At 64.7% G+C, this 25292-nt stretch carries 17 protein-coding genes; 15 read left to right on the top strand and 2 right to left on the bottom strand.

Features of this window, described 5'->3' with window-relative positions; genetic code table 11:
- Position 1: 1 nt before the first annotated feature.
- On the bottom strand, positions 2-3505 hold the full coding sequence (locus EO094_RS09775; protein ID WP_128292129.1) for a hybrid sensor histidine kinase/response regulator: 3504 nt from the start codon (positions 3503-3505) through the stop codon (positions 2-4).
- 206 nt (positions 3506-3711) lie between these two features.
- Between EO094_RS09775 and aptA the strand changes: the two genes are divergently transcribed.
- The 7 genes from aptA (at position 3712) to hrpB (ending at position 13935) form a co-directional block, all read left to right on the top strand.
- Positions 3712-5055: an omega-aminotransferase AptA gene (gene aptA, locus EO094_RS09780; protein ID WP_128292130.1), complete on the top strand. Its 1344-nt coding sequence runs from the start codon at positions 3712-3714 to the stop codon at positions 5053-5055.
- A gap of 34 nt (positions 5056-5089) precedes the next feature.
- Entirely contained in the window at positions 5090-5995 is a 906-nt protein-coding gene (locus tag EO094_RS09785; RefSeq protein ID WP_128292131.1) for an SDR family NAD(P)-dependent oxidoreductase, read from the top strand.
- A gap of 7 nt (positions 5996-6002) precedes the next feature.
- Positions 6003-7781, top strand: a complete 1779-nt coding sequence (gene ggt, locus EO094_RS09790; protein ID WP_128293245.1) for a gamma-glutamyltransferase — start codon at positions 6003-6005, stop codon at positions 7779-7781.
- A gap of 106 nt (positions 7782-7887) precedes the next feature.
- Positions 7888-9099, top strand: coding sequence for an ABC transporter substrate-binding protein (locus EO094_RS09795; protein WP_128292132.1), 1212 nt, complete (start codon positions 7888-7890; stop codon positions 9097-9099).
- Complete coding sequence (locus EO094_RS09800; protein WP_128292133.1) at positions 9069-10817, top strand: ABC transporter permease; 1749 nt, start codon at positions 9069-9071, stop codon at positions 10815-10817. The genes EO094_RS09795 and EO094_RS09800 overlap by 31 nt, the downstream gene beginning before the upstream one ends.
- A complete protein-coding gene (locus EO094_RS09805) occupies positions 10814-11479 on the top strand; it encodes an ATP-binding cassette domain-containing protein (RefSeq protein WP_128292134.1) in 666 nt (221 codons plus the stop codon). Before EO094_RS09800 ends, EO094_RS09805 begins: the two co-directional genes overlap by 4 nt.
- Positions 11476-13935 carry an ATP-dependent helicase HrpB gene (gene hrpB / locus EO094_RS09810; RefSeq protein ID WP_128292135.1) on the top strand — a complete coding sequence of 820 codons (2460 nt, stop codon included), beginning with the start codon at positions 11476-11478 and terminating at the stop codon, positions 13933-13935. Before EO094_RS09805 ends, hrpB begins: the two co-directional genes overlap by 4 nt.
- A 15-nt stretch (positions 13936-13950) precedes the next feature.
- Here hrpB and glk read toward each other — a convergent pair whose 3' ends face one another.
- Positions 13951-14976, bottom strand: coding sequence for a glucokinase (gene glk / locus EO094_RS09815; protein ID WP_128292136.1), 1026 nt, complete (start codon positions 14974-14976; stop codon positions 13951-13953).
- 116 nt (positions 14977-15092) lie between these two features.
- On the opposite strand from glk, the gene EO094_RS09820 reads away from it, so the two are divergent.
- The 8 genes from EO094_RS09820 to EO094_RS09855 all read left to right on the top strand — a co-directional run bounded on the left by EO094_RS09820 (position 15093) and on the right by EO094_RS09855 (position 25291).
- A complete protein-coding gene (locus EO094_RS09820) occupies positions 15093-16115 on the top strand; it encodes a BMP family lipoprotein (protein WP_205649883.1) in 1023 nt (340 codons plus the stop codon).
- Positions 16116-16181: 66 nt separating this feature from the next.
- Complete coding sequence (locus tag EO094_RS09825; protein WP_128292137.1) at positions 16182-16892, top strand: hypothetical protein; 711 nt, start codon at positions 16182-16184, stop codon at positions 16890-16892.
- Positions 16893-17194: 302 nt separating this feature from the next.
- Positions 17195-18616: an MBOAT family O-acyltransferase gene (locus tag EO094_RS09830; protein WP_128292138.1), complete on the top strand. Its 1422-nt coding sequence runs from the start codon at positions 17195-17197 to the stop codon at positions 18614-18616.
- A gap of 10 nt (positions 18617-18626) precedes the next feature.
- Positions 18627-20114 (top strand): alginate O-acetyltransferase AlgX-related protein, encoded by a 1488-nt coding sequence (locus EO094_RS09835; protein WP_128292139.1) that lies wholly within the window; start codon positions 18627-18629, stop codon positions 20112-20114.
- A 92-nt stretch (positions 20115-20206) separates the two neighbouring features.
- Positions 20207-20692 (top strand): CAP domain-containing protein, encoded by a 486-nt coding sequence (locus EO094_RS18455; protein WP_164879617.1) that lies wholly within the window; start codon positions 20207-20209, stop codon positions 20690-20692.
- Between the two features lie 816 nt (positions 20693-21508).
- Positions 21509-23152, top strand: a complete 1644-nt coding sequence (locus EO094_RS09845; protein WP_281275256.1) for an ABC transporter ATP-binding protein — start codon at positions 21509-21511, stop codon at positions 23150-23152.
- Positions 23149-24288 (top strand): ABC transporter permease, encoded by a 1140-nt coding sequence (locus tag EO094_RS09850; protein ID WP_128292141.1) that lies wholly within the window; start codon positions 23149-23151, stop codon positions 24286-24288. Before EO094_RS09845 ends, EO094_RS09850 begins: the two co-directional genes overlap by 4 nt.
- 34 nt (positions 24289-24322) lie before the next feature.
- Positions 24323-25291, top strand: a complete 969-nt coding sequence (locus tag EO094_RS09855) for an ABC transporter permease (RefSeq protein WP_128292142.1) — start codon at positions 24323-24325, stop codon at positions 25289-25291.
- The last annotated feature ends 1 nt before the right edge of the window (position 25292 follow it).

Here is a 25292-nt window from a genome sequence, read left to right on the forward strand (position 1 = left end):
GTTATTCTGCCGCCACGGATGCGGGCTTGCATTGCGCCATCAAGGCGCGCAGTGCCGCGGGCTTCAGAGGCTTGTTGAGGATCCTGACGCCGGCCTTCATCGCGGCCTGCCGCACTTCTTCAGAACGGTCTGCGGTGATCAGGATCGCCGGCACGGTCCGGCTCAGTTTCCAGCGCATGTCCGTGACGACGCTGAGCCCGTCGCTCTCGTCGAGATGATAGTCGATGAGGATAAGGTCGGGCAGTGTGCGCTCTTGGTGCAACATCGCCATGCCCTCCCGCATATTGCTAGCCGTCAGCGGGGTCGAGCCCCAGCCGGCGAGGAGCGCCGCCATGCCGGAGAGGATCTTTTCGTCATTGTCGATGCAAAGCACGGTAAGACCTGAAACCGAGCCAGGCGGCGGTGCGGGAGGAGCGCCTTCGCTTGTTTCCTTCGGCACGGCGATTGCCAGCGGCACCGTGACGGAAAAATGCGTTCCCTTTCCAACAGCGGATTGCAGGCGCACCTCGGCTCCCAAAACCCGTGCGAGCCGCTGCACGATCGAAAGCCCGAGACCGAGACCGTGAGCCACCTTGGCGCCGGCATCGAGACGCCGAAATTCCTGATAGATCACTTCCTGATCGGACAAGGGAATACCGATGCCCGTATCGAGGATCTCGACGGAGACCATGGCGTTCTTGCGCCGGCAGCCGACGACCACCCGGCCGGAGGCGCAGTATTTGATCGCGTTGGAGACGAGGTTGCGCAGGAGGCGTCCAAGCAGCGACGGATCGCTCGTCACTGACAAGGATGTCGGCAAAATCCGGAACTCAAGGCCTTTCTCTCGCGCCATGGGCTCGAACTCGACACGGATCTGATCGAACAATTTGCGCAGGTTGAAGGGTCTGAGCTCTGGCGTGATCGCGCCGGTGTCGAGACGCGAAAGATCGAGGACTGCTCGGAAAATCTCCTCCACGGAATCGAGCGAGGCTTCTAGGTCGCGCACAAGAGGGGCGGCCGGAAGATCTTTCGTGCGGTCTGAAAGCGCGGTCGCATAAAGCCGCGCCGCATTGAGCGGCTGCAGAATGTCGTGGCCGGCTGCTGCAATGAAGCGTGTTTTGGAGATGTTGGCTTCCTGCGCGGCCGCACTCGCTTTCTTCAGGGCCTCGTTGATGCGGGTGAGCTCGGCGGTGCGTTCTTCCACCCGCCGCTCGAGATTGGATTTCGCCATTTCGAGCGCCCGCTTGCTCTCCACCTCTTCGGTCACATCGGAGAAGGTGAGCGCAATGCCGCCATCGGACATGCGGCGGGTTTCGATGCGGATGACGCTATCGGTGGCTGGGTGGCGTGATACGAAGGGTTGAAGCCGTGAGACGAGCGCATGCATGCGCTGATCGGCGAGCCGGTCCGGATCTCCTTCGCCGAGGAAGCCGATTCTTGCGGTATGGCGCAGAACATCGCGGAGCGAGACGCCGACCTGACCGAACTCGATCGGCAGATGCATGATCTGACGGAAAGGACGATTCCAGGCGATGAGCGCCAGATCCCGGTCGAAGACGGCGATGCCCTGACGCATATGGTCGAGCACGCTTTGCAGGAGGTCGCGATTGTAATGGAGCGCTTCCGTGGCGTCGTCGAGGAGCTGGTGGGCTTCGCGCGTCGAAGGATCGCTGCGCTTCAGAAGCAGCGACATGACGAGGCGGGAGGAGGCCGCGCCGATGGCGGATCCGAGAAGCTGCTCGGCAAAGCGAACCGCCTGGTGGTCGACCGGCTCGCTGAGATCGGTCGAGCGACCCGTCGCCTGTTCCATATTGGCGAATGAACGCGATGTGCGCTCCTGGCCGAGATATCTCGCGACCGTCTCCTTCATGTCGCCGTAGGTGACATGCGTGCGCAATGGCTTGAGTGCCGGTGTCGGCCCCATCTCGGAGGGGACGAAGATCTTCGCCTGCAGGCGCTCGATCGCTTCCGGCGCACGGGCGAGCGATACGAGGATCATCAAGGCGCAATTGACGCTGATGCTCCAGAAGACGCCGTGCGAGAGGGGATCGAGGTGGAGACCGAACATCGCCTGCGGTCGGAGCCATGCAATGCCGAAGGGGCCTGGATTGAGAAATCCCTCACCGATGAGTCCCGCTTTGACGAAAGTTGGCAGGAGCAGCGTATAGGTCCAGATGGCGAGCCCCGACGTCATGCCGGCAATAGCGCCACGGGCCGTGATCCGACGTGACAGAAGTCCGCCGAAGAAGGCGGGCGCGAGCTGTGCCACGGCTGCGAAAGCGAGGAGGCCGATCGAGGCAAGCGCTGCCGTGCCGGCCGCGCGGTAATATGCGTAGCTGCACAACAAGATGACGGTGATGGCGATGCGGCGCACGCTCAGGATGAAGCGGGACATGTCATCACGCTGGCGCGTCTGCTGCCGCTTCAGATAGGCGGGAAGCACGATCTCGTTGGAGACCATGATGGCAAGCGCCACGCAGCCGACGATGACCATGGCGGTTGCGGCGGAAAGACCGCCGAGAAAGACGATCAGCGCGACGATCGGGAAATCCGCCCGATGCGGCAATTCCAGGACGAAAAGATCGGCATCGACGGACGAGCCGAAAGCGATCAAACCCGCGATCGCGATCGGGACGACGAAGATGTTGATGGCGACGAGATACGCCGGAAACAGCCAGCGTGCTCGCTCAAGCTCGGCGAGGGAATTGTTTTCCACGACGGTGATGTGGAATTGCCGCGGCAGCAGGATTGCCGCGGTGAAGGCGATCGCCGTCATCGCCACCCATTCGCCGCCGACGAGGCCGTTCGTGACCATTGTCTGGACCTCGCGGCTTTCGACTGCGAGCGCGTAAAGCTCAGATGGTCCTCCGAACAGAAAGAAGACGACGAAGATGCCGGCAATCAGGAATGCGATGAGCTTGACCACCGCCTCCCACGCAACGGCCAGCATCATTCCGTGCTGGTGCTCCGTCGCGTCAGCGTGGCGCGTGCCGAAAAGGATGGCGAAGATTGCCAGCACCACGGCGATGATAAAGGCTGTGTCGCCCAGAAGGGGGAGCGCCTCGGCCGCATCGGCGCCGAGCTCCGGGACCATTGTCGAGATCGACGACGAGATCGCCTTTAACTGCAGTGCCACGTAGGGAATGACCCCGATGACGGAAATGAGTGTGGCGACGACGGCGACCGCCTGGCTCTTGCCGTAGCGGGCCCCCAAAAAGTCGGCGACGGAAGTGATGCGCTCTTCCTTCGACAGAGCCACGATCCGTCTCAGGATCGGAAAGCCGAAGGTGAACATCAGGATCGGGCCGATATAGATCGGCAGAAAGCCGAGGCCCGAATGCGAGGCGAGGCCGACCGAACCGAAGAACGTCCATGACGTGCAATAGACGGAAAGGGCGAGCGCGAAGAGGTTCGGACGCGCGCTCGCTCCGGTCCGCTGCACGCGCCGATCCCCGTAGGCGGCGATGGCGAAAAGCGTCCCGATATAAAGAATTGCGGCCAGGACGGCGATGAGACCGTTGTTCATTTTCCTTCCCGCGGGACGACGGATCTTGGTTGTGTCATCTGCACATGATCATAGGCGTGGAGGCGAGTGCACGACAGGGGGCAAAGAACGCGGTCCGAACGCGGGCGATGCCGGCTTTTTGGGGGCGGGAGCTCTGCAAGATTCTGTCGCGGCTCCTGCTCACAAGATGAGTTGACGCCGATTTGGGCCGGGTGCACCCATAGTATATGAACGAGCAACCGACCTACTTCTCCCGCAATCGGCCAATCAGCCTCGAGCACCATTGGCTTCCCTTCACCCCTAACCGCGATTTCCGGACCGATCCGCGTCTGATCGCGCGCGCCGAGGGCATGTATTACTACACGCCCGATGACCGCCCCGTCCTCGACATGAGCGGCGCCCTGTGGTGTTCGCATCTCGGCCACGGACGCAAGGAAATCGGCCAGGCCATTGCCGAGCAATTCCCGGTCCTCGATTACGCGCCGAGTTTCGGATTCGGCCACACGATCTCCTTCGAACTCGCCGACCGCCTCTCCGCGATCCTGCCGGATGGTCTCGGCCATATCCTCTTCACCAATTCCGGCTCTGAATCCTGCGATACGGCGATCAAGGTCGCTTATGCTTATCACCATGCGCGCGGACAGAGCGGCCGCAAGAAGATCATCGGCCGCCAGAAAGGCTATCATGGTGTGGGCTTCGGCGGTCTTTCCGCCGGCGGCATCACCGCCAACCGCACGGCCTTCGGTTCCTGGCTGCCGGCCGATCATCTGCGCCACACGCATCTGCCGGAGAAAAACGCCTTCACCCGCGGCCTGCCCGAGCACGGCGTGGAGCTTGCCGAAGAGCTGGCCGAACTGATCGCTTTCCACGACGCTTCCACGGTCGCCGCCGTCGTCGTCGAGCCGGTGATCGGCGCTGGCGGTGTCTATCTGCCGCCGAAAGGGTATCTGAAGCGGCTGCGCGAGATCTGCGATCAGACCGGCGTCCTTCTCATCCTCGACGAGGTCATCACAGGATTCGGCCGCCTCGGTTCGCCCTTCGCCTCGCAGGAATTCGACGTGAAGCCCGACATCACGACGATGGCAAAAGGTCTGACGGCCGCCACGGTCCCGATGGGCGCGGTCGCTGTGGCAGACTTCGTCCATGACGAGATCATGGCGCGCGGCCCCGAAGGCGGTGTCGAGCTCCTGCATGGCTACACATATTCGGCGCATCCTCTGGCGTGCGCGGCCTCGATTGCATGCCTCGATGTTTATGAGCGCGAAAATCTTCTGACCCGCGCCTCGGGTCCGGTGGGCGATGCTCTGGGCGATGCGCTCTTCAACCTCCGCGACCTGCCGGAAGTCGTCGATATCCGCCATTACGGCTTCATCGGCGCGGTGGAGTTCCGTCCGGGTGAAAAACCCGGCAAGCGGGGCCAGGCGATCTTCAAGGCCTGCTGGAAGGAAGGCTTGATGGTCCGTGCCTTGGGCGACATTATTGCTGTTTCGCCGCCGCTCGTGATCGAGCAAGATCATGTCGGCGAATTTGCTGAGAAATTCCGGCGGGCGGTGGAAACGACGCTCGCCTGAGGGGGCCATACGGCCCCCGGAAGGAGAGGCCGTGATGGACGACAGGACGATCGACAAGCCGGGCGAGTGCCCCGCACACGCCGCGCCCACGGAGACACGTCCTCCGGAAGGCTGTCCGGCCCATGCTCACGATGCGCCCGCCGAACCCTCGGCGGACGCCCCGGCCGTATGCCCGGTGGATCATACCGCGCTTGCCGCCGATCAGGGCTTGCGCCCGATCGTGGCCGTCACGGGCGCAAGTCGTGGCATCGGCCACGCCATCGTGCGCAAGTTCTATGACGAGAACTGGGAGGTCTACACCCTCTCCCGCACGCCGTTCTCGCGCGTCTGTCCTTGGGCGGAAGGCTATGTCCGCCACATTGAGGTCGATCTCTCCGATCCGAAGTCGATCCAGTACGCGATCGACCAGCTGCGCGAACGCGTCGGAGAGAAGGGGCTGACGGCGCTCGTCAACAATGCCGGCATCTCGCCCAAGAACACCGAAGGCGGCCGGCTTGGAGCCGCGGAGACGCCGCTCGAAATCTGGCGCGACGTCCATATGGTCAATTTCATCGCTCCGGCCGTCCTGGTGCAGGGGCTGCGCGAACCGTTGCGGCGTGCCAATGGCGCTGTCGTCAACATCACTTCGATCGCCGGCTTCCGCATCCATCCCTTCGCTGGCGCCGCTTATGCGACCTCGAAGGCCGCGCTTTCGGCGCTGACCCGTGAACTTGCCCATGAGCTCGCCGCCTCCGGTATCCGCGTCAATGCCGTCGCACCGGGCGAGATCATGACCTCGATCCTGTCTCCGGGCACCGACGAGGTGGTGGAGCGCGACGTGCCCATGCGCCGCATCGGCGATCCGAAGGAAGTGGCGGAAGTCGTGCATTTCCTCTGCTCGCAGGCCGCCTCCTACGTCATCGGGGCTGAGATCAACATCGACGGTGGCCAGCATCTCTAGGCCCGCCATGCTTGCCCCGTTCTCGACCCTGCGCGGCCTCGCCCGTGCAGGACTCGTCGCCTGTGTCTGTCTGACCGTGCCATCTGCCGCCGGGGCGCAAGACGTATCGGATCGCATTCAGCCGGAGCTTGCGACGCCGGTGGCGGAACCCGCGACCGCTCCTGTTCAAGCGGCCGACTGGATGGTGGCGGCAGCCAACCCGCTCGCGGCAGAAGCCGGCGCTGAGATCCTAAAAAGGGGCGGCAGTGCCATCGACGCGATGGTGGCGGTGCAGCTCGTTCTTGGCCTCGTCGAGCCGCAATCTTCCGGTCTCGGCGGCGGTGCCTTCCTGCTTTACTGGGATGCCGCTGCGAAGAAGCTTGTCACCCTCGACGGCCGCGAAACGGCGCCCTCCGCCGCGACGCCGGAACTCTTCCTGGACGACAAAGGCGAGCCGCTTGAATTCTTCGATGCGGTTATCGGCGGGCGTTCCGTCGGCGTACCCGGCACACCCAGGCTGCTGGAAGAGGCGCATAAACGTTGGGGCAAGCTTTCGTGGCCGGACCTGTTTCAACCCGCGATCCGGCATGCCGAAGACGGCTTTCCCGTTTCACCGCGCCTTGCCGGCCTCGTTGCTGAAGAAACCGACAGCCTTGCCCGTCAGGAGACTGCGAAAGCCTATTTCCTCGACGATCTCAAGGCGGCCCTCTCCGGCGACGGCCGTCTCAAGAACGAGGCTTATGCCGCAACGCTCAGACTTCTCGCAGAGAAGGGGGCCGACGCCTTCTATGAGGGTCCTGTGGCGGAAGACATTGTCGCCGCCATCCATCGCTTCGACGCCAATCCCGGTGTCATGCGGCTGCAGGATCTCAAGAATTACGAGGTGAAAGCGCGTGATCCGGTCTGCGTTGCCTATCGCGTTTACGATGTTTGCGGCATGGGCCCGCCGTCTTCCGGCGGTGTCACGGTCGGCCAGATCCTGGGCCTGCTGGCACCGTACGATCTGGCCGCCCTCGGGCCGGAAAGCGTCGCCGCCTGGCGCCTGATCGGCGATGCCTCTCGTCTCGCTTTCGCCGATCGCGGCCGCTATCTCGCCGATACGGATTTCGTGCCTGCGCCGATCAAGGGCCTCCTCGATCCGGCCTATCTGAAAGAGCGGGCAAAGCTCCTCGAAGGTGAGCGTCTCGAGACGGCCGAACCCGGCGAGCCGCAATGGGATCACGCCTTCAATTTCGCCGACGATCAGGCGATCGAGTTTCCGTCCACAAGCCATTTCGTCATCGTCGACAGCGACGGCAATGTCGTCTCCATGACGACGACGATCGAGAATGGCTTCGGCTCGCGCCTCATGGTGCGCGGCTTTCTCCTGAACAACGAACTCACGGATTTTTCCTTCAAAAGCCAGGAGGACGGGCGTCCGGTGGCAAACCGGGTGGAGCCGGGAAAGCGGCCGCGGTCTTCCATGGCGCCTACCATCGTCTTCCGCGACGGCGCGCCGGTATTGGCGATCGGCTCGCCGGGCGGTAGCCGTATCATCGGCTATGTCGCCGAAGCTCTGATCGGCATTCTCGACTGGGGTTTGGACGTTCAGGAGGCCACCGCCCTGCCGCATGTCGTCAATCGCTTCGGCACATTCGATCTGGAGGCGGGCACGTCCGCGGAGGATCTGCGGGAGGGACTTGAAGCTCTCGGCTACGAGGTCGAGACGCGCGACCTCAATTCCGGTCTCCATGCGATCGCCATTGGCGAAGACGGGCTCTCCGGCGGTGCCGATCCGCGCCGCGAAGGGATTGCGATCGGGCAGTGAGCCTGGCTCACCGTTTTTTGCATTGCCCGTTACGTTCCGGCCGCGCTCTCAAGGTGCAGCTCAGCCCTACCCGCAGGCGATGACACGGGAGAAAGATGGAACGCCCATGTTGAGAATTCTTGCCGCCGCCTTTGCGTTGCTCTTTGCCGCGACGGCCCACGCCGAGACCCCCGCCCCGGAGAACTGGGACGCGGTCGTTGCCGAGGCGAAGGGCGAAACCGTCTATTTCCATGCCTGGGGCGGCGAGGCCCGCATCAATTCTTACATCGCCTGGGCGGCCGGCGAGGTTAAAGAGCGCTTCGGCGTGACGCTGAAGCAAGTGAAGGTTGCCGACACAGCGAACGTCGTTTCCAAGATCGTTGCGGAGAAGGCGGCCGGGCGCGACGAGAATGGCGCCGTCGATCTCGTCTGGATCAATGGTGAGAACTTTGTCTCTCTGAAAGAGGCAGGTCTCCTTCTCGGCCGCCCCTGGGCGACGAAGCTGCCGAACTACCGCTTCGTGGATGAGGAGGGAAAGCCCACGGTCAAGACCGATTTCACCGTGCCGACCGACGGGCTCGAAGCGCCATGGGGCATGGCGAAGCTTGTCTTCTTCTACGATACGGCGCGCTTGGAAAATCCGCCGAAATCCATGCCGGCTCTCCTGGAATGGGCGAGGGCCAATCCCGGTCGCTTCACCTATCCGCAGCCGCCCGACTTTCTCGGTTCCACTTTTCTGAAACAGGCGCTCTACGAACTCGCTCCCGATCCGCAAGTTCTGATGCAGCCGGCCGATGACGAGACCTTCGCCCGTCAGACAAAGCCGCTCTTCACATTCCTCGACGATCTCCATCCGCTTCTGTGGCGGCAGGGACGCGCTTTCCCGCAGAACTACGGGACGTTGCGCCGACTTCTGGCCGACAACGAGGTCGACATCACCTTTGCCTTCAATCCGGCAGATGCCTCGAGCGCCATTGCGGCCCACGAATTGCCGGATACGGTGAGAAGCTATGTGCCGGAGGCGGGATCGATCGCCAATTCGCATTTCCTGGCGATCCCGTTCAATGCCAATGCCAAGGCGGGCGCCATGGTTGTTGCGAATTTCCTCATGTCGCCGGAGGCGCAGGCCCGCAAGCAGGACCCGAATGTCTGGGGCGATCCGACGGTGCTCGATGTCGCTGGCCTGCCGAAGGCGGATCGCGCTCGCTTCGACGCGCTCGACCTTGGCGTTGCGACCTTGCCTCCGGAGGAACTGGGCAAGGCCCTGCCCGAACCGCATGCAAGCTGGATGGAGCGGCTGGAGACAGAATGGGCGCGGCGCTACGGAGCTGGCCAATAATATCAGCCCCAAAAAAACTGGAGCGGCCGCAATCGCGGCTGGTCGCCTTTCCAATTGTGATCCTCGCGCTCCTGGTGCTGCCGGTGATCGCCGGCCTCCTCGGTGCGGCGCTGCCGGCATTCGGCTATCTCCCTGTTCTCGGGCTTGAGGATTTTTCGCTTAAGTCCTTCATCGCGCTTCTCGGGGCGCCTGGCATTGGCGTCTCCCTCGCCCTCAGCCTGTGCGCGGGTTTGTGCACGACGATTCTAGCCTTTCTGGTGGTGATGGGCTTCGTCGCCGCCTGGCATGGGACGCGGGTCTTTCGCGTCTTTCGGCGCCTCATTGCGCCGCTCCTTTCTGTCCCGCATGCGGCGGCGGCCTTCGGACTTGCCTTCCTGATTGCACCGTCCGGCCTTCTGATGCGGGCGTTGTCGCCCTGGGCCAGCGGTTTCGAGCGGCCACCCGACTGGCTAATCGTGCATGATCCGACTGGGCTTGCGATGACGGCGGGCCTTGTCGTGAAAGAGATCCCCTTCCTCTTCCTGATGGCCCTCGCAGCCCTTCCCCAGGTCGAGGCGGAGCCGCGCCTCAAAATGGCGCGGGCGCTCGGCTATGGGCGCGTCGCGGCCTTCCTTTTTTCCGTTCTGCCGGCGCTCTACGCTCAGCTCCGTCTGCCGATATTCGCCATCATCGCCTACGCCTGTTCCGTCGTCGATGTTGCTTTGATTCTCGGGCCGACGACGCCGGCCCCACTCGCCGTGCGCATCCTGCAATGGCAGTCGGATCCCGACCTGTCGTTGCGGAGCCTCGCAGCTGCCGGCGCGTTGGCTCAGTTTGCGCTCGCCTTTTTTGCCATTTGCGTGTGGCTCGCTCTCGAATGGCTCGTCGCCAGGGTCGGAGCGAAGCTGATGGCGTCGGGTCACCGCTTTCGCCGCGACGGTTTTGTCCGCCATCTGGCGGGAGCGACGATGAGCCTTGCCGGCGGCCTCGTCCTCGCCGGTCTTGCCACGCTGGCACTTTGGTCAATCGCCAGCTTTTGGGCTTTCCCTGACATTTGGCCGAATGCGCTGACCCTCGACACCTGGCGCAGCGTGGGGGCGACGCTGGGAGGGCCTCTCGACAACGCCCTTCTGATCGCCGGGCTCTCCTCCCTCCTGGCCGTCGTCCTTGCTCTCGGTGCGCTGGAATATGAGACCCGCACCGGCGGAACGACGACCACGCGGATGCTGGTCGCGCTTTATCTGCCGCTTCTCGTGCCGCAGATCGCCTTTCTCTTCGGCCTCGACATGCTTCTCGTCTCGCTGCGCCTCGATGGCTGGCTTTTGGCCGTCATCCTCGCGCATCTCGTCTTTGTCTTCCCGTATGTGCTTCTTTCCCTCTCGCAGCCCTGGCATGCGCTCGATCCGCGTTACGCTTTGATCGCGCGGAGTCTCGGGCGCAGTGCGGACGCCGTCTTCTGGAAGATCCGGCTGCCGATGCTGTCTCGTGCGATCGCGACCGCGACGGCGCTTGGTTTCGCCGTTTCGATCTCGCTTTATCTGCCGACGCTCCTGATCGGTGCCGGGCGCTGGCCAACGGTGACGACCGAGGCTGTGGCCCTGTCCTCGGGTGGTGATCGGCGCATTACGGCTGCGACCGCGCTCGTTCAAGCCTTTCTCCCCTTCTTTGGCTTCGGACTTGCAGCCTTGGTTCCCGCCTTGCTTTTTCGCCGCCGCGCGGCCATGCGTGCGGGCGGATGATCTCAGCTCCCGAAGCAACCGATGCCCTGACCCTTTCGCAGGTGAGGATCAGCCTCGCGGGCAGGCTCCTTCTGTCCGTCGACAAGACGATCCGACCGGGTGAGGTCCTGACCGTGATGGGGCCTTCGGGCTCCGGTAAATCGACGCTTCTCGCGTTTGCTGCCGGTTTTCTCGATCCGATTTTTGCGGTCGAAGGGCGCGTGCTTTTGGCTGGCGAAGACGTGACTGACCGGCCGGCCGAAGCGCGCCAGATGGGCCTTCTCTTTCAGGATCCTCTGCTTTTCCCGCACCTGTCAGTGGCCGGCAATCTTCTCTTCGGCCTACGGCCCGGCTCCTCTCGTGAGGGGCGTCAGGAAACCGTGTCGGGAGCCCTTGCCGAGGTCGGACTTGAGGGCATGGAAGGCCGCGACCCGGCGACACTCTCCGGTGGGCAGAGGGCACGCATCGCGCTTCTTCGCACCCTCCTGTCGCGCCCTCGCGCGCTTCTCCTCGACGAGCCGTTTTCGAAGCTCGATGTGGCGCTTCGCGATCAGATGCGCCGTCTCGTCTTCGACGAGGCCGGCAAGCGCAATCTCCCGGTTCTTTTGGTGACGCATGACCACCAGGACGCTGCGGCAGCCGGGGGGCCGGTCATCGAGCTTGGTGGAGCGAGCGGGGAATGAACGCCTCGCGGCTGCCGGTCGAGGAGGCGCTTCCTGCGCTGTTTGAAGCCTTGCGCGCGCCGGGTGCTGCCGTCCTCATCGCACCGACCGGCGCCGGCAAGACGACGCGCGTACCGCTTGCGCTGCTTGAGGAGGGTCTGGCAGAGGGCGGCCGGATCATCGTCGTCGAACCGCGCCGGCTTGCGGCGCGCGCGGCCGCCTCTCGCATGGCACAAATGCTCGGCGAAGAGGTGGGTGGGACGGTTGGCTACCGCGTGCGCATGGAAAGCCGCATTTCCCGCGCAACCCGCATCGAGCTCGTCACCGGCGGCGTCTTCGTGCGTATGATCCTTGATGATCCGGGCCTTGAGGGGATCGGCGCCATTCTCTTCGACGAGGTGCATGAGCGCTCGATCGATGCCGATCTCGGTGTGGCGCTCGCCCTCGATGCCCGCTCTGCGCTGCGCCCGGATGTGAAGCTCTGCGCGATGTCGGCGACGGTCGACGGAGCGCGCTTTTCCGCGCTCTTCGGTGATGCGCCGGTGGTCGAGAGCGCCGGCCGGCTCTTTCCCGTTGAGACTCGCTACCTCGGCCAGGCTCCGCACAGGCGGACCGAAGACGGCGTGGAAGCCGCAATCCTGCAGGCTCTGCGCGAGGAGGAGGGGAGCGTCCTCGCTTTTCTGCCCGGCCAGGGGGAGATCCTGCGTCTTGCCGACCGGCTTTCCGGCAAAGTTGGGAAAAATGTCGAGATTGCACCGCTTTACGGCGCACTCGACCTGAAAGACCAGGACAGAGCGGTGCGTTGCGCACCTGCCGGGCGGCGCAAGGTCGTCCTGGCGAGCGCGATCGCCGAGACGTCGCTGACGATCGAGGGCGTGCGCATCGTCGTCGACAGCGGGCTGTCACGGCGCCCGCGCTATGACCCGGGCTCCGGCCTCACGCGGCTCGAGACGGTGCGGGTGTCGCGCGCGGCCGCCGATCAGCGCCGAGGACGGGCGGGGCGCACCGAGCCGGGCCTTTGCTTGCGGCTCTGGGACGAGCCGCAGAATACCGGGCTCATGCCCTTCGACCGACCGGAAATCCTGGAGGCGGAGCTCTCCGCCTTCGTGCTGTCGCTTCTCTCCTGGGGGGTGCGCGAGCCTGATGCGCTCGCCTGGCTCGATCCGCCGCCAAAGGCCGCCTTTTCGGAGGCGATGGAGCTCCTTTCCCGCCTCGGCGCGGTCGACCGCTCAGGCCTGATTTCCGAACATGGAAAGGCACTGGCGGCATTCCCGCTCGCCCCGCGGCTTGCCCATATGATCCTTGCGGCGGCCGAAAACGGCGCGGCGCGGGAAGCCGCAGAGATCGCGGTTCTCGTGTCAGAACAAGGGCTTGGCGGGCGCTCGACGGACCTTCATCACCGCCTCTCGATCGTCCGCGGCGCGCGCGGGGGGCGGGGGGCGAAGGCGCGCGAGGCGGCGAGGCGGTGGGCGCGACTGGCGGAGGAGACGGTCGGGCGAAAGCCGCGAGAGGGGGCGACCTCGGCGGGGCTTCATCTCGCCGCCGCATGGCCGGAAAGGATCGCAAAATCGCGCGGGCCGGGCGGCCGCTTTTTGATGGCGAACGGCCGCGGCGCCTATGTCGACGAGGACGATCCCCTTGCAGCAGAAGAGTTTTTGGCGATCGCCGAGGTCCAGGGCGGCGGCGCCGATGCGCGTATTCTGCTCGCCGCACCGCTGACCCGGGGCGAGATCGAGGCGGTTTTCGAGATTTCAGAAGACGATGAGTTTTCTTATGATTCGGCGGCGGATCGCATCAATGCGCGGCGTGTGCGCCGGCTGGGCGCGCTGGTCATTTCCGCTAAGCCTTTGAAATCATTTAATCCGGAAAAGGCGGCCGCGCTTCTCGCCGGGGCGGCGCTGAAGAGTGGGCTGGAGGCGCTGCCCTGGCCCGACGAAACCCGGCAAATGTTTGATCGCATTGGCTTTTTGCGCCAGCATGAAGGCGACGCCTGGCCCGACCTCTCCGACGAGGCCCTGGCCGAGCGCGCCGAGGAATGGCTTCTGCCTTTGGCGGGGACAAGTCTCTCGCTCGGCGGAATCAGCCGAGACTCGGTGAAAGAGGCGACTCAACCGCTGATTCCGTGGTCTCTGCTCAAAGAGCTCGATCGCAAGGCGCCGGCGACGTTCGTCGCGCCATCCGGCCGCGAGGTCGCGATCGATTATTCGGGAGAGACGCCGACGGTCGCGATCACACCGCAGAATCTTTTTTCGCTCGATGTACATCCGAGGATTCTGGACGGGCGCCTGCCGCTCACCTTCGAGCTTCTATCCCCGGCCGGACGGCCGATGCAGGTGACGCAGGATCTCCCCGGCTTCTGGCGCGGCTCGTGGCGCGACGTGCGCGCGGAGATGCGCGGCCGCTATCTGAAACACGACTGGCCGGAAGACCCGGCGACGGCCGCCCCCTCGACCGGGGCGAAACGACGCAAGGGCTGAGCCGGCTTGAAGTCGCTAGCGCCAGCGGCGGCGGTCGAGCGGCACGGAGAAGTTTTCCGGCGCCCGCGCGAAGGCAGCAAGGCCGGTGAGCGCCGGCTGCTCGGCCGTGACGAGGCGGGTCGGGATCTGCCGCATCAGGTTTTCGTGCGGATATTTCGCTTCGAAGGCGTGGCGGAATTCGCCCTCTTTGAGGAGAAGCGCGATGCGCGGGGCGATGCCGCCGGCGATGAAGACGCCGCCCGTCGCCATGAAGACGAGGGCAAGGTCGCCCGCCACACGCCCGAGGAGGCGGCAATAGAGCGTCATGGTGGCAAGCGCGAGCGGATCCTGACCGCCAAGTGCCGCATTCGTCACCTCCGCCGGTGTTGAAAGGCTTGCGGCAAGCCCGCGTGCGGCAGCCACGGCCCGGTAAAGCCGCGGAATGCCGCGCCCGGCCAAAAGCGCCTCGGCGGAGATGCGCCCGCCCTCCTTTTCGATATGCGGCCAGATCGGGAATTCGTCGTCGGCATCCGGCCCGAGCGCCACATGCCCGCCTTCGCCCGGCACCGGCGTCCACAGGCCCGAGGCATAGACGAGGCCGGCGACGCCGAGCCCGGTGCCGGGGCCGAGAACGACGCGGCAATTTTCTTGCGGCGCGAGCTCCGGCCCGATCGCCTCGGTCGTCATGCCGGGATCGTCGAGCGCGGAGATCGCCAGCGCCTGCGCCTCGAAATCGTTGAGAAGCGCGACGTCTTCGATGCCGGTCGCCGCCATCACGTCGCGCGGACGGATGATCCACTCGGCATTGGTGAGATCGACCTCGTCGCCGTCGATCGGTCCGGCGAGCGCAAAGAGCGCCGAACGCGGCCGGATGTCGGTCTGGGCGAGGACCGCCGCCCGGACGGCACTCTCGATATCGGGAAAGTCGCCCGTCCGGACCGGCGCGAAGTGGAGCACCTCCTCGTCCCTGCCGGGAAGAAGCGCAAAGCGGGCATTGGTGCCGCCGATATCACCGAGAAGGACGGGAAAGGCGAGTGTTTCGATCTTGTGGGAAGACGCCATATCGAACCTGGATGAGCCTGATAAAGGAGGTGCAACGCACATGAGCCCATGTCAATCTGAGGCCCATGGCAACCTGGGCGGCAAAGCCGCCAGCGAAGACTTCAAGGGAGAACGGAATGGGTCTCATACGGTTCGCGACCGGCGCTTTTGCAGCATGCGCCATGGCGATATCGGCCGGCCAGGCGCTGGCGCAGGATTTCAAGCCGGCGATCGTCTATGATCTCGGCGGCAAATTCGACAAGAGCTTCAACGAGGCGGCGCATATCGGCGCGGAGCGCTTCAAGGAAGAGACCGGGACTGACTACCGCGACTTCGAATTGCAGAACGATTCGCAGCGTGAGCAGGCGCTCCGCCGCTTCGCCCAGCGCGGCTTCGATCCTGTGATCGGCATCGGTTTCTCGCAGGCCCAGGCGATCGAAAAGGTGGCGGAGGAATATCCCGGGACGAAATTCGCCATCATCGATGCGGTCGTCGACGAGCCGAATGTGCGCTCCATCGTCTTCAAGGAGCATGAGGGCTCCTATCTCGTCGGCATGCTGGCCGCGATGGCCTCGAAAACCGGCAAGATCGGCTTCATCGGCGGCATGGACATTCCGCTCATCCGCAAGTTCGAATGCGGCTATGTCGAAGGCGCCAAAGCCGTGAACCCCGATATCGAGATCTACGCCAACATGACCGGCACGACGGGGGCTGCCTGGAACGATCCGGTGAAGGGCGGCGAGCTTGCCAAGAGCCAGTTCGACCGCGGCGCCGACGTCGTCTATCACGCCGCCGGCGGCACCGGCATCGGCGTGCTGCAGGCGGCCGCCGACGAAGGCAAGCTCGGCATTGGCGTCGATTCCAACCAGAACATGCTGCATCCGGGCTCGGTTCTGACCTCGATGGTGAAGCGCGTCGACAACGCCGTCTATCAGGCGTTCGAGGACGTTCAGAACGGCGTCTCGATGGAAGAATGGGGCGGCGTGCAGAACCTCGGCCTCGCCGAAGACGGCGTCGCCTGGGCGCTGGATGATTCCAACAATGACCTCATCACCGACGAGATGAAGACCAAGGTGGAAGACGCGTCTGCAAAGATCACCTCGGGCGAAATCAAGGTGCACGATTACATGTCGGACAATTCGTGCCCTGCGATGAAGTAAACGCGGGGTGCGCGGATCTTAGGATTGGCGACTTCCCACTTGCTTCAAACCGGCTAAGATCAGCCCATGGACGCGCGTGTATCTGAAAAGGTGAGCGGCTTTCCGTTCGGGATCGGGGCCTATTCGGCGCCTGAAGCCGCGCGTCTTTTGAAGACCTCGCCGGCCAAGATCCGCCGCTGGCTTTCCGGCTACAGCTATCGTCGCGACGGCCTTCGCCGCGACGTGCCGCCTTTTTGGGAATCGGAATTGGCGGAATTCGACGAAGCTCTGGAGCTCGGTTTCCGCGACCTCGTCGAGTTGCGCTTCGTCAAAGCGTTTCTGGATGCCGGCCTCGGCTTGAAGACCATCCGCACGTGCCTCGCTCGGGCGCAGGAGATCGTCGGCGAGACACACGCCTTTTCGACGCGGCGTTTCCGAACCGACGGTGAAACCATTTTTCTGAAATCGCTCCGCGAAAGCGGAGAGGCGGAGCTTCTCGATCTGAAGAAGGGGCAATATGCCTTCGGCCGGATCGTGGAGCGCACGTTCAAGGACCTCGATCTGGAAGACGAGGCCGTCGTGCGGTGGCGGCCGTTTCACGGCAGGGATTCCATCGTCATCGATCCGGAGCGTTCTTTCGGCAAGCCGATCACTGCCGCTTCCGGCGTGCCGACCGCGGCCCTTGCTGATGCGGTCGAGGCTGAGGGCTCGGTGAAGCGGGTGGCGTATTTCTTCGAGGTGGCGCCCGAAATCGTCCGCGATGCCGTCCGCTTCGAGCAAGACCTGAAGGCGGCGTGAAGGTTCTGATCGACGAGAACCTTCCTCCGGCATTCGCTCGCGCGCTCAATGAGCGATGTTAGAGCTTCCGATGAAGAGCACGCGCCTGCGGCAGATCCGGGAACGGTGAGAGGTCCGATGCCGAGCCTCATTCTCGTTATGGCGCTTCGACCCGCCGGTGCGACCGTCTGAAAACTTTGAGACGCGTCGGTCGATCAGACCGACGGCAAGCGAGGGGCTGGAAGGTCGCCGCGCTCAACGCTTATAACCCGCGCGAGGCTGCGCTCAAAACCGCGTAGACCGAAAGGCAGAGCGGGGGCGCGGTGGTCTTTTCTTCTCAGGTCTTCGTCTTCTTTTTCCTGCCGGCGGCGCTTTTCGCCGGCATTGCGACACGCCACAGCCGCTACTTTCCGCTCACCGTGTTTTTGTCGAGCATGGTGTTCTTCTTCTGGTCGTCGGGGGCGCTGACGCTCGTCTTCCTGGCGAGCATCACCATCAATTTTCTCGGCGCGCTGTTGATCGACAAAACCCGCAGTCGCGGCGTTCTGATCGGTGTCGTGGCGGCGAACCTCGCGATCCTCGGCTTCTTCAAATATACGGCCTTCCTGCTCTCCAACGTGGATCTGACCGGGCTCGAATTCGCCAAGGGCTTTGCCGCCGACATCGTCCTGCCGATCGGCATCTCGTTCTATACGTTTCAGGGCATTTCTTACGTCATCGACGTCTGGCGCGGGGAGGTGGCGGCGGCGCGCAACCCGATCCTCTTCGGCGCCTATCAATCGTTCTTCCCGCAGCTGATCGCCGGCCCGATCGTGCGCTACCGCGATGTCGCCGCAGATTTCCGTGCGCCTTCCGCCTCGTTCGACCTCTTCAATGCCGGTGCCTGCCGTTTCATGATGGGCCTGACGAAGAAGGTGATCATCGCCGACACGGCGGCGCGGGCGGCCGACGCGGCCTTCGGCGTGGCGAATGGCGACGTGACCTTCGCCACCGCCTGGATCGGCGCCATCGCCTACACGATCCAGATCTATTTCGATTTCTCAGGCTATTCCGATATGGCGATCGGCATCGCCATGATGTTCGGCATCCGCTTTCGCGAGAATTTCAACCATCCTTATGCGGCCAAAACGGTGACGGAGTTCTGGCGCCGCTGGCACATCTCGCTGTCGACCTGGTTTCGCGACTATCTCTACATCCCGCTCGGCGGCAACCGCCGCGGCCCGGCCCGCACTTACGCCAATCTGGCGATCGTCTTCTTCGCCACGGGGCTCTGGCACGGCGCCGCCTGGACCTTCGTTCTCTGGGGCCTTTATCACGGCGCCTTCCTGATCCTGGAGCGGCTCGTCTGGGGGCGGCAGGCGGGGGATCAGCGCGGCGCGCTTGTGCGCCTTGTCTATCTGGCGCCGGTGGTGGTGGTCGGCTGGGTCCTCTTCAAGGCGAACGATCTCGCGCAGTTTGCGGCCTTCCTGAAGGCGATGGCCTCTCCGCTCGCCGGCGATGCCTGGTCGCTCGCACCACTGATGGTGGGCGCGCTGACGCCGCTCACCGTTCTCGTCCTGCTTCTGGCGAGCGCGGCGGCGCTCGCCCAGGGCCAGTACACGCCGCTCGGTGTCGTCGTCGCACGGCCGGCCCGCTCCCGCTTCGCCGAGCCGGCGCGTGCCCTCTTCATCGCCGCAACGGGCCTGCTGCTGGCGCTTTTCATCTTGCCGCAGGCCTATTCGCCCTTCCTCTATTTCCGCTTCTAGGACGAGGACGATGGCCCGATATCTCACCGCCTGCGTGTTTGTCCTGTTTCTGCTCGCGCCTCTGGCGAGCCTCGCCGCTTTCGGGCCGCAACGGACCAACTCTGCGCCCGAGCGTCCCTTCATCTGGCACAAAATGCTGCAATCGAAGGACCGCTACCGCAATCAGATCGTCACGCAGCTGGTCAATCGGACGATGGCGCGCCATCTCGCGAGCCGGGCGAAATCTTATATCGACTACCGCCTCTTCGATGCGGTCGACACCAACAACGTGATTTCGGGCGCCGGGGATTGGCTCTTCTACAAGTATCAGTTCGGCCCCCGACAATGCCTGGGGGACGAGGCGATCATCGCCGCGCTCGACACGCTGGAGGCGCTGCGGGCGGTGGCGGAGGGGGCCGGCATCCGCTTCGTCGTCAGCGTCTCGCCGGACAAATCGGTCGCCGAGCCGGAGCATCTCGGCCTGCGGGCGGGCGCGCTCGCCGGCTGCAAGCTTGAAGCCGCAGCGCGCTGGCGGGCGATTGCGCGCGATCTCGGCGCGCCGGTCATTGACCATCTGGAGGCCATGCGGGACGTTGATCCGGCAAAAGACCTCTATTTCGCCACCGACACGCATTGGAACGAACTCGGCCAGGCGGCGGCGATGCGGCAGCTGACGAAGGCGCTCTTCGGCACCGATCCGGGCCTTCCCGAAGCGGATCAGGCGGTTCCCGTGGCAAAACCCACGGATCTGCGCACCAGCATGCTGAGCCTGCCGGAGCTGGAGGTGGCGGACACTTTTCCCACCTATTGGGCCGGGCCGTTCACGCAGGCGGCGGGAGGCGGACTTGCGCATGCCCTCGTCCTCCACGATTCCTTCTATATCGCTGCGGCCGACAAGACCCGCATCCTGTTTCCGGGCGCGACGGATCTCGAAATCGACAAGATCGGCACGGACGGGGGCGAGACCGAGGCCCTGCTTGCGGCGTTGAGCCGGCGCCCGAGCCTCTTTCTCATCAATTCTGTGGAGCGGCGCTTTTTCCTGCGCGTCCGCGAGGGGCCGTTCAACTGGCAAAGCCCGATCGGCCAGGGTCTGCTGCGGGTGAACCAGGAGACGGCAAGGAGCTGCCGTTACGCGCCGCCCTCTGCGGTGAGGACGGACGGAACGGAGGCGGCATCCGGCGTCACGCGGCTTTCGGGAGGCGATCTTCGCATTTTGATGCCGGAGGGGAATGAGCCGCCATGCCTTCGCATCCGCTTCCGCACGAGCGCGGAGGGGCCGAGCCGCCTGTTTTTGCCGCCGCCGCGCGGGGCGGATCACCGGCCGGGGCTGTCCATCCCCTTCGAGGGGGCGGGATCCGGGCGGCTCGTCGAGATCGCTCTGCCGGCACGATATGCGGGCAAAGCCGTGCGGTTTCACCCGCCCGCGGGCGGCAGCGACGATCTGACGATCGCGCTCGGAACCCGGCCTCCCGACACGGAAGCCGGCGGCATGAAACGCGGTGTGGACGAAGGCCTTTGAGACTTGCCGAGAGGATGCGCGGCAGGCAGGTCGACGCATCGCGCGTTCTGCGAGATCATTGTCCCACCGCATCGTTTCTTCAGGGTCGTTCCATGCGCTTCGTGTTTCTTCTCACGCTTCTCCTCGCCGCCTGTGCCGGGCCATCCGAACAATTCGAGGCGCGCAATGTGCCGGTCGACGAGGCGGCGATGCGGGCGATGGTGACGGAGTATCGGGCGCGCCACGGGCTCGGGCCGGTCACCGTGTCGCCGCGGCTGAACGTGGTGGCCGAGCGCCAGGCGCTGGCGATGGCGCGGGAAAACGACATCAGCCATACCGTCGCCGGGAAACTGCCGAAGCGGGTGGCGGCCGTTGGCTATGATTGGGGCGCGATCGCGGAAAACCTCGGCGGCGGCTACAAGAGCGAGGCGGCGGCATTCCAGGGCTGGGTCGCCTCGCCGGGGCATGAGAAGAATTTGCGCAACGCCTATGTAACGGAGATCGGCTTCGCCGGCGCGGTGGCGCCTTCGGCGCGCTCCGGCGGGTTCTATGCGCTGATTTTGGGAACGGAACGGGGGCCTCGTCAGGCGATGCGGTAGGGGTTTCGTCGATCTCGCTTGGTCGCGGATCTCCCGCCGATACCACGAGCACCTTTCCTCGCCCCTCTGGGGAGAGGTGCCCGCGCAGCGGGCGGTGAGGGGTGGCGTTGCTGCGGGCTCTGAGGCGAATTGAGAGATCACCCCTCATCCGGCGCCTTTGGCGCCACCTTCTCCCCCCAAGGAACAGGGGCGGGGAGAAGAAGGCCCCATCGCTGGCGCCTGAGTGCATCGAGGTGTCACCCACATCCGACGCCTTCGACGCCACCTCCCCCCCCAGGAACACAGAGGGGGAAGAACACCCCATCGCTGGCGTCCGTGCTTGGAGATCGGCCGTGGCGGTCGAATACCTGACGTAGCGGCAGCCGAAAAACCTGACGCCGCGGCAGGGGAAAAAGCCGGGATTCGGGCGCTCGTGACGGATGATTTCGGCGTGCAAGCGGCGGCCGGGCGTGCCAGGATGGCCGAAAGCCGTCCCATCCGGCCATGTTCCGGCCTGCCACGCGTTTTGCCTTGCATGAATTTCAGAACGGACCGACCCGACACAGACGATCCGCAAGCAAAGGCCGCCCGGCCGAAAGGCGGGTATGAGGCCGCATCGGTTCGGATGAGCAAGGTTCGGGCCGGCAAGGTGCGGGCCGGCAGGGTTCGTGCAACGGGCGTTCGGGCGGGCAAGATTCGGGCAACGCGAGTTCGCGCGGGGGCGACCCTGGTGGCAAGAACCCGCGCAGCCAGGGCTTGCCCGGGCGGAGGTCCCAAGGGCAGAAAGCCGGCCGCCCATGAGGCGGCCCATACCGCGTCTGGGGGCGAGGGCCGATGATGTCCGGTGATGAGGTGCCGGGCCGGATGCCGGGCGAGCTCGACATGCAGGCGCCCGCGGCGATCGCGCTCTCCGGCATCAGCAAGAGTTTCGGCGCGGTCCAGGCCAACCGCAACATCGACCTCGTCGTCGAAGAAGGCACGATCCACGGCATCGTCGGAGAGAACGGGGCCGGCAAATCGACGCTGATGTCGATCCTCTACGGGTTTTACGAGGCCGATTCCGGCGACATTTTCGTGCGCGGCGAGAAGCGAAAAATCACCTCGCCGGACGATGCCATCAAGGCCGGCATCGGCATGGTGCATCAGCATTTCATGCTGGTCGACAATTTCACGGTTCTGGAAAACGTCATCCTCGGGGCGGAGGGCGGCACGCTTCTGAAGGCGGGGGTGAACCGGGCGCGGGCGGAATTGCAACGGCTCGAACGCGAATACGAGCTGCAGGTCGATCCCGATGCCGTCGTCGGCGATCTGCCGGTCGGGCTGCAGCAGCGCGTGGAAATCCTGAAGGCGCTGTTTCGCGGCGCCGATACGCTCATCCTGGACGAGCCGACGGGCGTTCTGACGCCGTCGGAGGCCGATCACCTCTTCCGCATCCTTCGCCAGCTGAAGAGCCAGGGAAAGACGGTGATTTTGATCACCCACAAGCTGCGCGAGATCATGGCGATCACGGACAATGTCTCGATCATGCGCCGCGGCGAGATCGTGGCGACGCTTGCGACCGCCGAGACGACGCCGGAACAGCTCGCCGAGCTGATGGTCGGTCGGCATGTGCTCTTGCGCGTGGAAAAGGGCGAGGCGGCGCCGGGGGCACCGCTGTTGACGGTGAAAAACCTCTCCGTCGTCGACGGCAACGGCGTGGCGCGGGTGTCGGACGTGTCGTTTGAGGTGCGCGCCGGTGAGATCGTCGGCATTGCCGGCGTCTCCGGCAACGGCCAGTCGGAGCTTCTGGAGGCGCTGTCGGGGATCCGCCCCGCGACGTCGGGCGAAATTCGTCTGGCCGACGGCGAGGATCTCGCCCGCCGCGCCGATCCGGCGATGCGCCGGCGTTCAAAGCTCGCGCATGTGCCGGAAGATCGCCACCGCATGGGCCTCGTCATGGGCTTTGAAGAAAACGAGAACGCCATCTTGGGCTATCACCGCGACAAGGCCTATGGGCGCGGCGCCTTTCTCGACCGAAGCGCGATCGAGGCGGAAGCGCGCGAGAAGATGCAGCAATACGACATCCGCCCGCCCGACCCGCGGCTGAAGACGGCGAATTTTTCCGGCGGCAACCAGCAGAAGATCGTGCTCGCCCGCGAGATGGAGCGCGACCCGGACGTGCTCCTCGTCGGCCAGCCGACCAGAGGCGTCGATATCGGCGCGATCGAGTTCATCCACCACCAGCTCGTGGCGATGCGGGACGCGGGCAAGGCGATCCTCCTCGTCTCCGTGGAGCTCGACGAGATCCGCGCGCTGTCGGACCGCATCCTCGTCATGTTCGCCGGCAAGATCGTCGGCGAGCGCGGGCCCCAGGCCTCGGAAGGCGAGCTCGGCCTGATGATGGCCGGCGTGACGCCGGAGGAGGGTGAAGGGGAGAGCGCTGAGGAAGCTCAAGCGGAGGGCGAAATGGGCCGCGCGAGCGCAGCGGAGCCAAAAGCATGAGCGCGCCGTTCGAAAAGCTGCCGACATGGGTCGAGGTCGGCGTCATCCCGCTCGTCAATGTCGTCGTGGCGTTCCTGGTCGCCGGCCTCGTCGTGCTCTTCATCGGCGAGAACCCGCTGGAAGCGGTAAAAATCCTGATCTGGGGGGCACTCGGCTTCGGCGAGGGCGTCGGCTTCACGCTCTTTTATACGACGAACTTCATCTTCACGGGGCTCGCGGTGGCCGTCGCCTTCCATGCCGGCCTTTTCAATATCGGCGGCGAGGGCCAGGCCTATCTGGGCGGCCTCGGCGTCGCCGTCGCGGCCTTGGCGCTCGACCGCTATGTGCCTTGGTGGGTGACACTGCCGGTCGCGACGGTCCTGGCCGCGCTCTTCGGCGCCGCCTGGGCGCTCATTCCGGCCTATCTGCAGGCAAAGCGCGGCAGCCACATCGTCATCACGACGATCATGTTCAATTTCATCGCCTCTTCGCTGATGGTCTGGCTCCTCGTCGACCATCTGTCGCCGGTCGGCTCCATGCAGCCGGAAACCCGCACCTTCGAGGCGGGTGGCACGCTGCCGGAGCTCGGCGGGCTCTTCCATCTCTTCGGCGCGGATATGGGGGCGGCGCCCGCCAATATCTCGATCTTCGTCGCGCTCGCGGCCTGCGTCTTCGTCTATTATTTCATCTGGCGCACGAAGATCGGCTACGAGATCCGCGCCACGGGCCTCAATCCGACGGCTGCCGTCTATGCCGGCATTTCGACGGTGAAGATCACCATCGTCACGATGCTCGTCTCCGGCGGGCTCGCCGGGCTGATGGCTTTGAACCCGGTGATGGGCGACCAGCAGCGGCTGCAGATCGATTTCGTTCAGGGCGCGGGCTTCGTCGGCATCGCGGTCGCTCTGATGGGCCGCGCGCATCCCGTCGGCGTGGTGCTCGCGGCATTTCTCTTCGGCATGCTCTATCAGGGCGGCGCGGAGCTCGCCTTCGACATGCCGACGATCTCGCGCGACATGATCGTCGTCATCCAGGCGCTCGTCATTCTCTTTGCCGGCGCGCTCGAACACATGTTCCGGCCAGGGATCGGGCGGGCGTTTGCGCTGATGTCGACGAGCCAACGCGAGCGCGTCGTGGCCGAGGAGGAGAGGTCGTGAGGCGGGGGAGAGTGCGAGCCGGAGGGAGACGAAGATGGATCTGACCACGATCGTCCTCATCCTGGATTCTTCGGTGCGGCTCGCAACGCCGCTGCTTCTCGCCTGTCTCGCCGGGCTTTATTCGGAACGTTCCGGCATTTTCGACATCGGCCTGGAAGGCAAGATGCTGGCCGGCGCCTTCTTTGCGGCGGCCGCCGCCTATTGGACGGGCTCCGCCTGGCTCGGGCTTCTCGCCGCAATCGCGGCCTCCATCGTGCTGGCGCTGGTGCATGGTTTTGCCTCCATCACCCAGCGCGGCAATCAGATCGTCTCGGGCGTCGCGATCAACTTTCTCGCGGCCGGCATGACGGCGCTTCTCGGTCAGGCCTGGTTTTCGCAGGGCGGGCGCACGCCGCAGCTCGGTGGCGATGCGCGCTTCGGCGCGATCACCCTGCCGGGGGCAGAGGCGCTGCGGGACGTGCCCGTCGTGGGCGAGATCTATTACGAGCTCATTTCCGGGCACAATCTCATCGTCTATGTCGCCTTCCTGATGGTGCCGCTCACCTGGTGGGTGCTGTTTCGCACCCGTTTCGGCCTGAGGCTGCGCGCCGTCGGGCAGAACCCGGCGGCGGTCGATACGGCGGGCGTCTCCGTCCCCTTCCTGCGCTACCGGGCCGTCATCATCTGCGGCATTCTGACGGGAATCGCCGGTGCCTATCTCGCGATCGCGCAATCGGCGGGCTTCATCGTCAACATGTCGGCCGGCAAGGGCTATATCGCGCTCGCCGCCTTAATCTTCGCAAAATGGCGCCCCTGGCCGGCCATGGGCGCCTGTTTCCTCTTTGGGTTTCTCGATGCCGTGTCGATCCGCCTGCAGGGCGCCAACGTGCCGGTGATCGGCGAGGTGCCGGTGCAGTTCATGCAGGCGCTCCCGTATATCTTGACCGTCATCCTGCTCGCAGGCTTCATCGGCCGCGCAGTGCCGCCGAAGGCCGGCGGCATCCCTTACGTGAAGGAGCGCTAGA

Origin of the sequence: Afifella aestuarii, from assembly GCF_004023665.1 — a bacterium.
Taxonomy (GTDB): Bacteria; Pseudomonadota; Alphaproteobacteria; order Rhizobiales; family Afifellaceae; genus Afifella; species Afifella aestuarii.

Bases quoted from the DNA above. Each gene is read 5' to 3' on its own strand.
- EO094_RS09775 (WP_128292129.1), bottom strand. From the start codon at position 3,505: ATGAACAACGGTCTCATCGCCGTCCTGGCCGCAATTCTTTATATCGGG.
- aptA (WP_128292130.1), top strand. From the start codon at position 3,712: ATGAACGAGCAACCGACCTACTTCTCCCGCAATCGGCCAATCAGCCTC.
- EO094_RS09785 (WP_128292131.1), top strand. From the start codon at position 5,090: ATGGACGACAGGACGATCGACAAGCCGGGCGAGTGCCCCGCACACGCC.
- ggt (WP_128293245.1), top strand. From the start codon at position 6,003: ATGCTTGCCCCGTTCTCGACCCTGCGCGGCCTCGCCCGTGCAGGACTC.
- EO094_RS09795 (WP_128292132.1), top strand. From the start codon at position 7,888: ATGTTGAGAATTCTTGCCGCCGCCTTTGCGTTGCTCTTTGCCGCGACG.
- EO094_RS09800 (WP_128292133.1), top strand. From the start codon at position 9,069: ATGGGCGCGGCGCTACGGAGCTGGCCAATAATATCAGCCCCAAAAAAA.
- EO094_RS09805 (WP_128292134.1), top strand. From the start codon at position 10,814: ATGATCTCAGCTCCCGAAGCAACCGATGCCCTGACCCTTTCGCAGGTG.
- hrpB (WP_128292135.1), top strand. From the start codon at position 11,476: ATGAACGCCTCGCGGCTGCCGGTCGAGGAGGCGCTTCCTGCGCTGTTT.
- glk (WP_128292136.1), bottom strand. From the start codon at position 14,976: ATGGCGTCTTCCCACAAGATCGAAACACTCGCCTTTCCCGTCCTTCTC.
- EO094_RS09820 (WP_205649883.1), top strand. From the start codon at position 15,093: ATGGGTCTCATACGGTTCGCGACCGGCGCTTTTGCAGCATGCGCCATG.
- EO094_RS09825 (WP_128292137.1), top strand. From the start codon at position 16,182: ATGGACGCGCGTGTATCTGAAAAGGTGAGCGGCTTTCCGTTCGGGATC.
- EO094_RS09835 (WP_128292139.1), top strand. From the start codon at position 18,627: ATGGCCCGATATCTCACCGCCTGCGTGTTTGTCCTGTTTCTGCTCGCG.
- EO094_RS18455 (WP_164879617.1), top strand. From the start codon at position 20,207: ATGCGCTTCGTGTTTCTTCTCACGCTTCTCCTCGCCGCCTGTGCCGGG.
- EO094_RS09845 (WP_281275256.1), top strand. From the start codon at position 21,509: ATGTCCGGTGATGAGGTGCCGGGCCGGATGCCGGGCGAGCTCGACATG.
- EO094_RS09850 (WP_128292141.1), top strand. From the start codon at position 23,149: ATGAGCGCGCCGTTCGAAAAGCTGCCGACATGGGTCGAGGTCGGCGTC.
- EO094_RS09855 (WP_128292142.1), top strand. From the start codon at position 24,323: ATGGATCTGACCACGATCGTCCTCATCCTGGATTCTTCGGTGCGGCTC.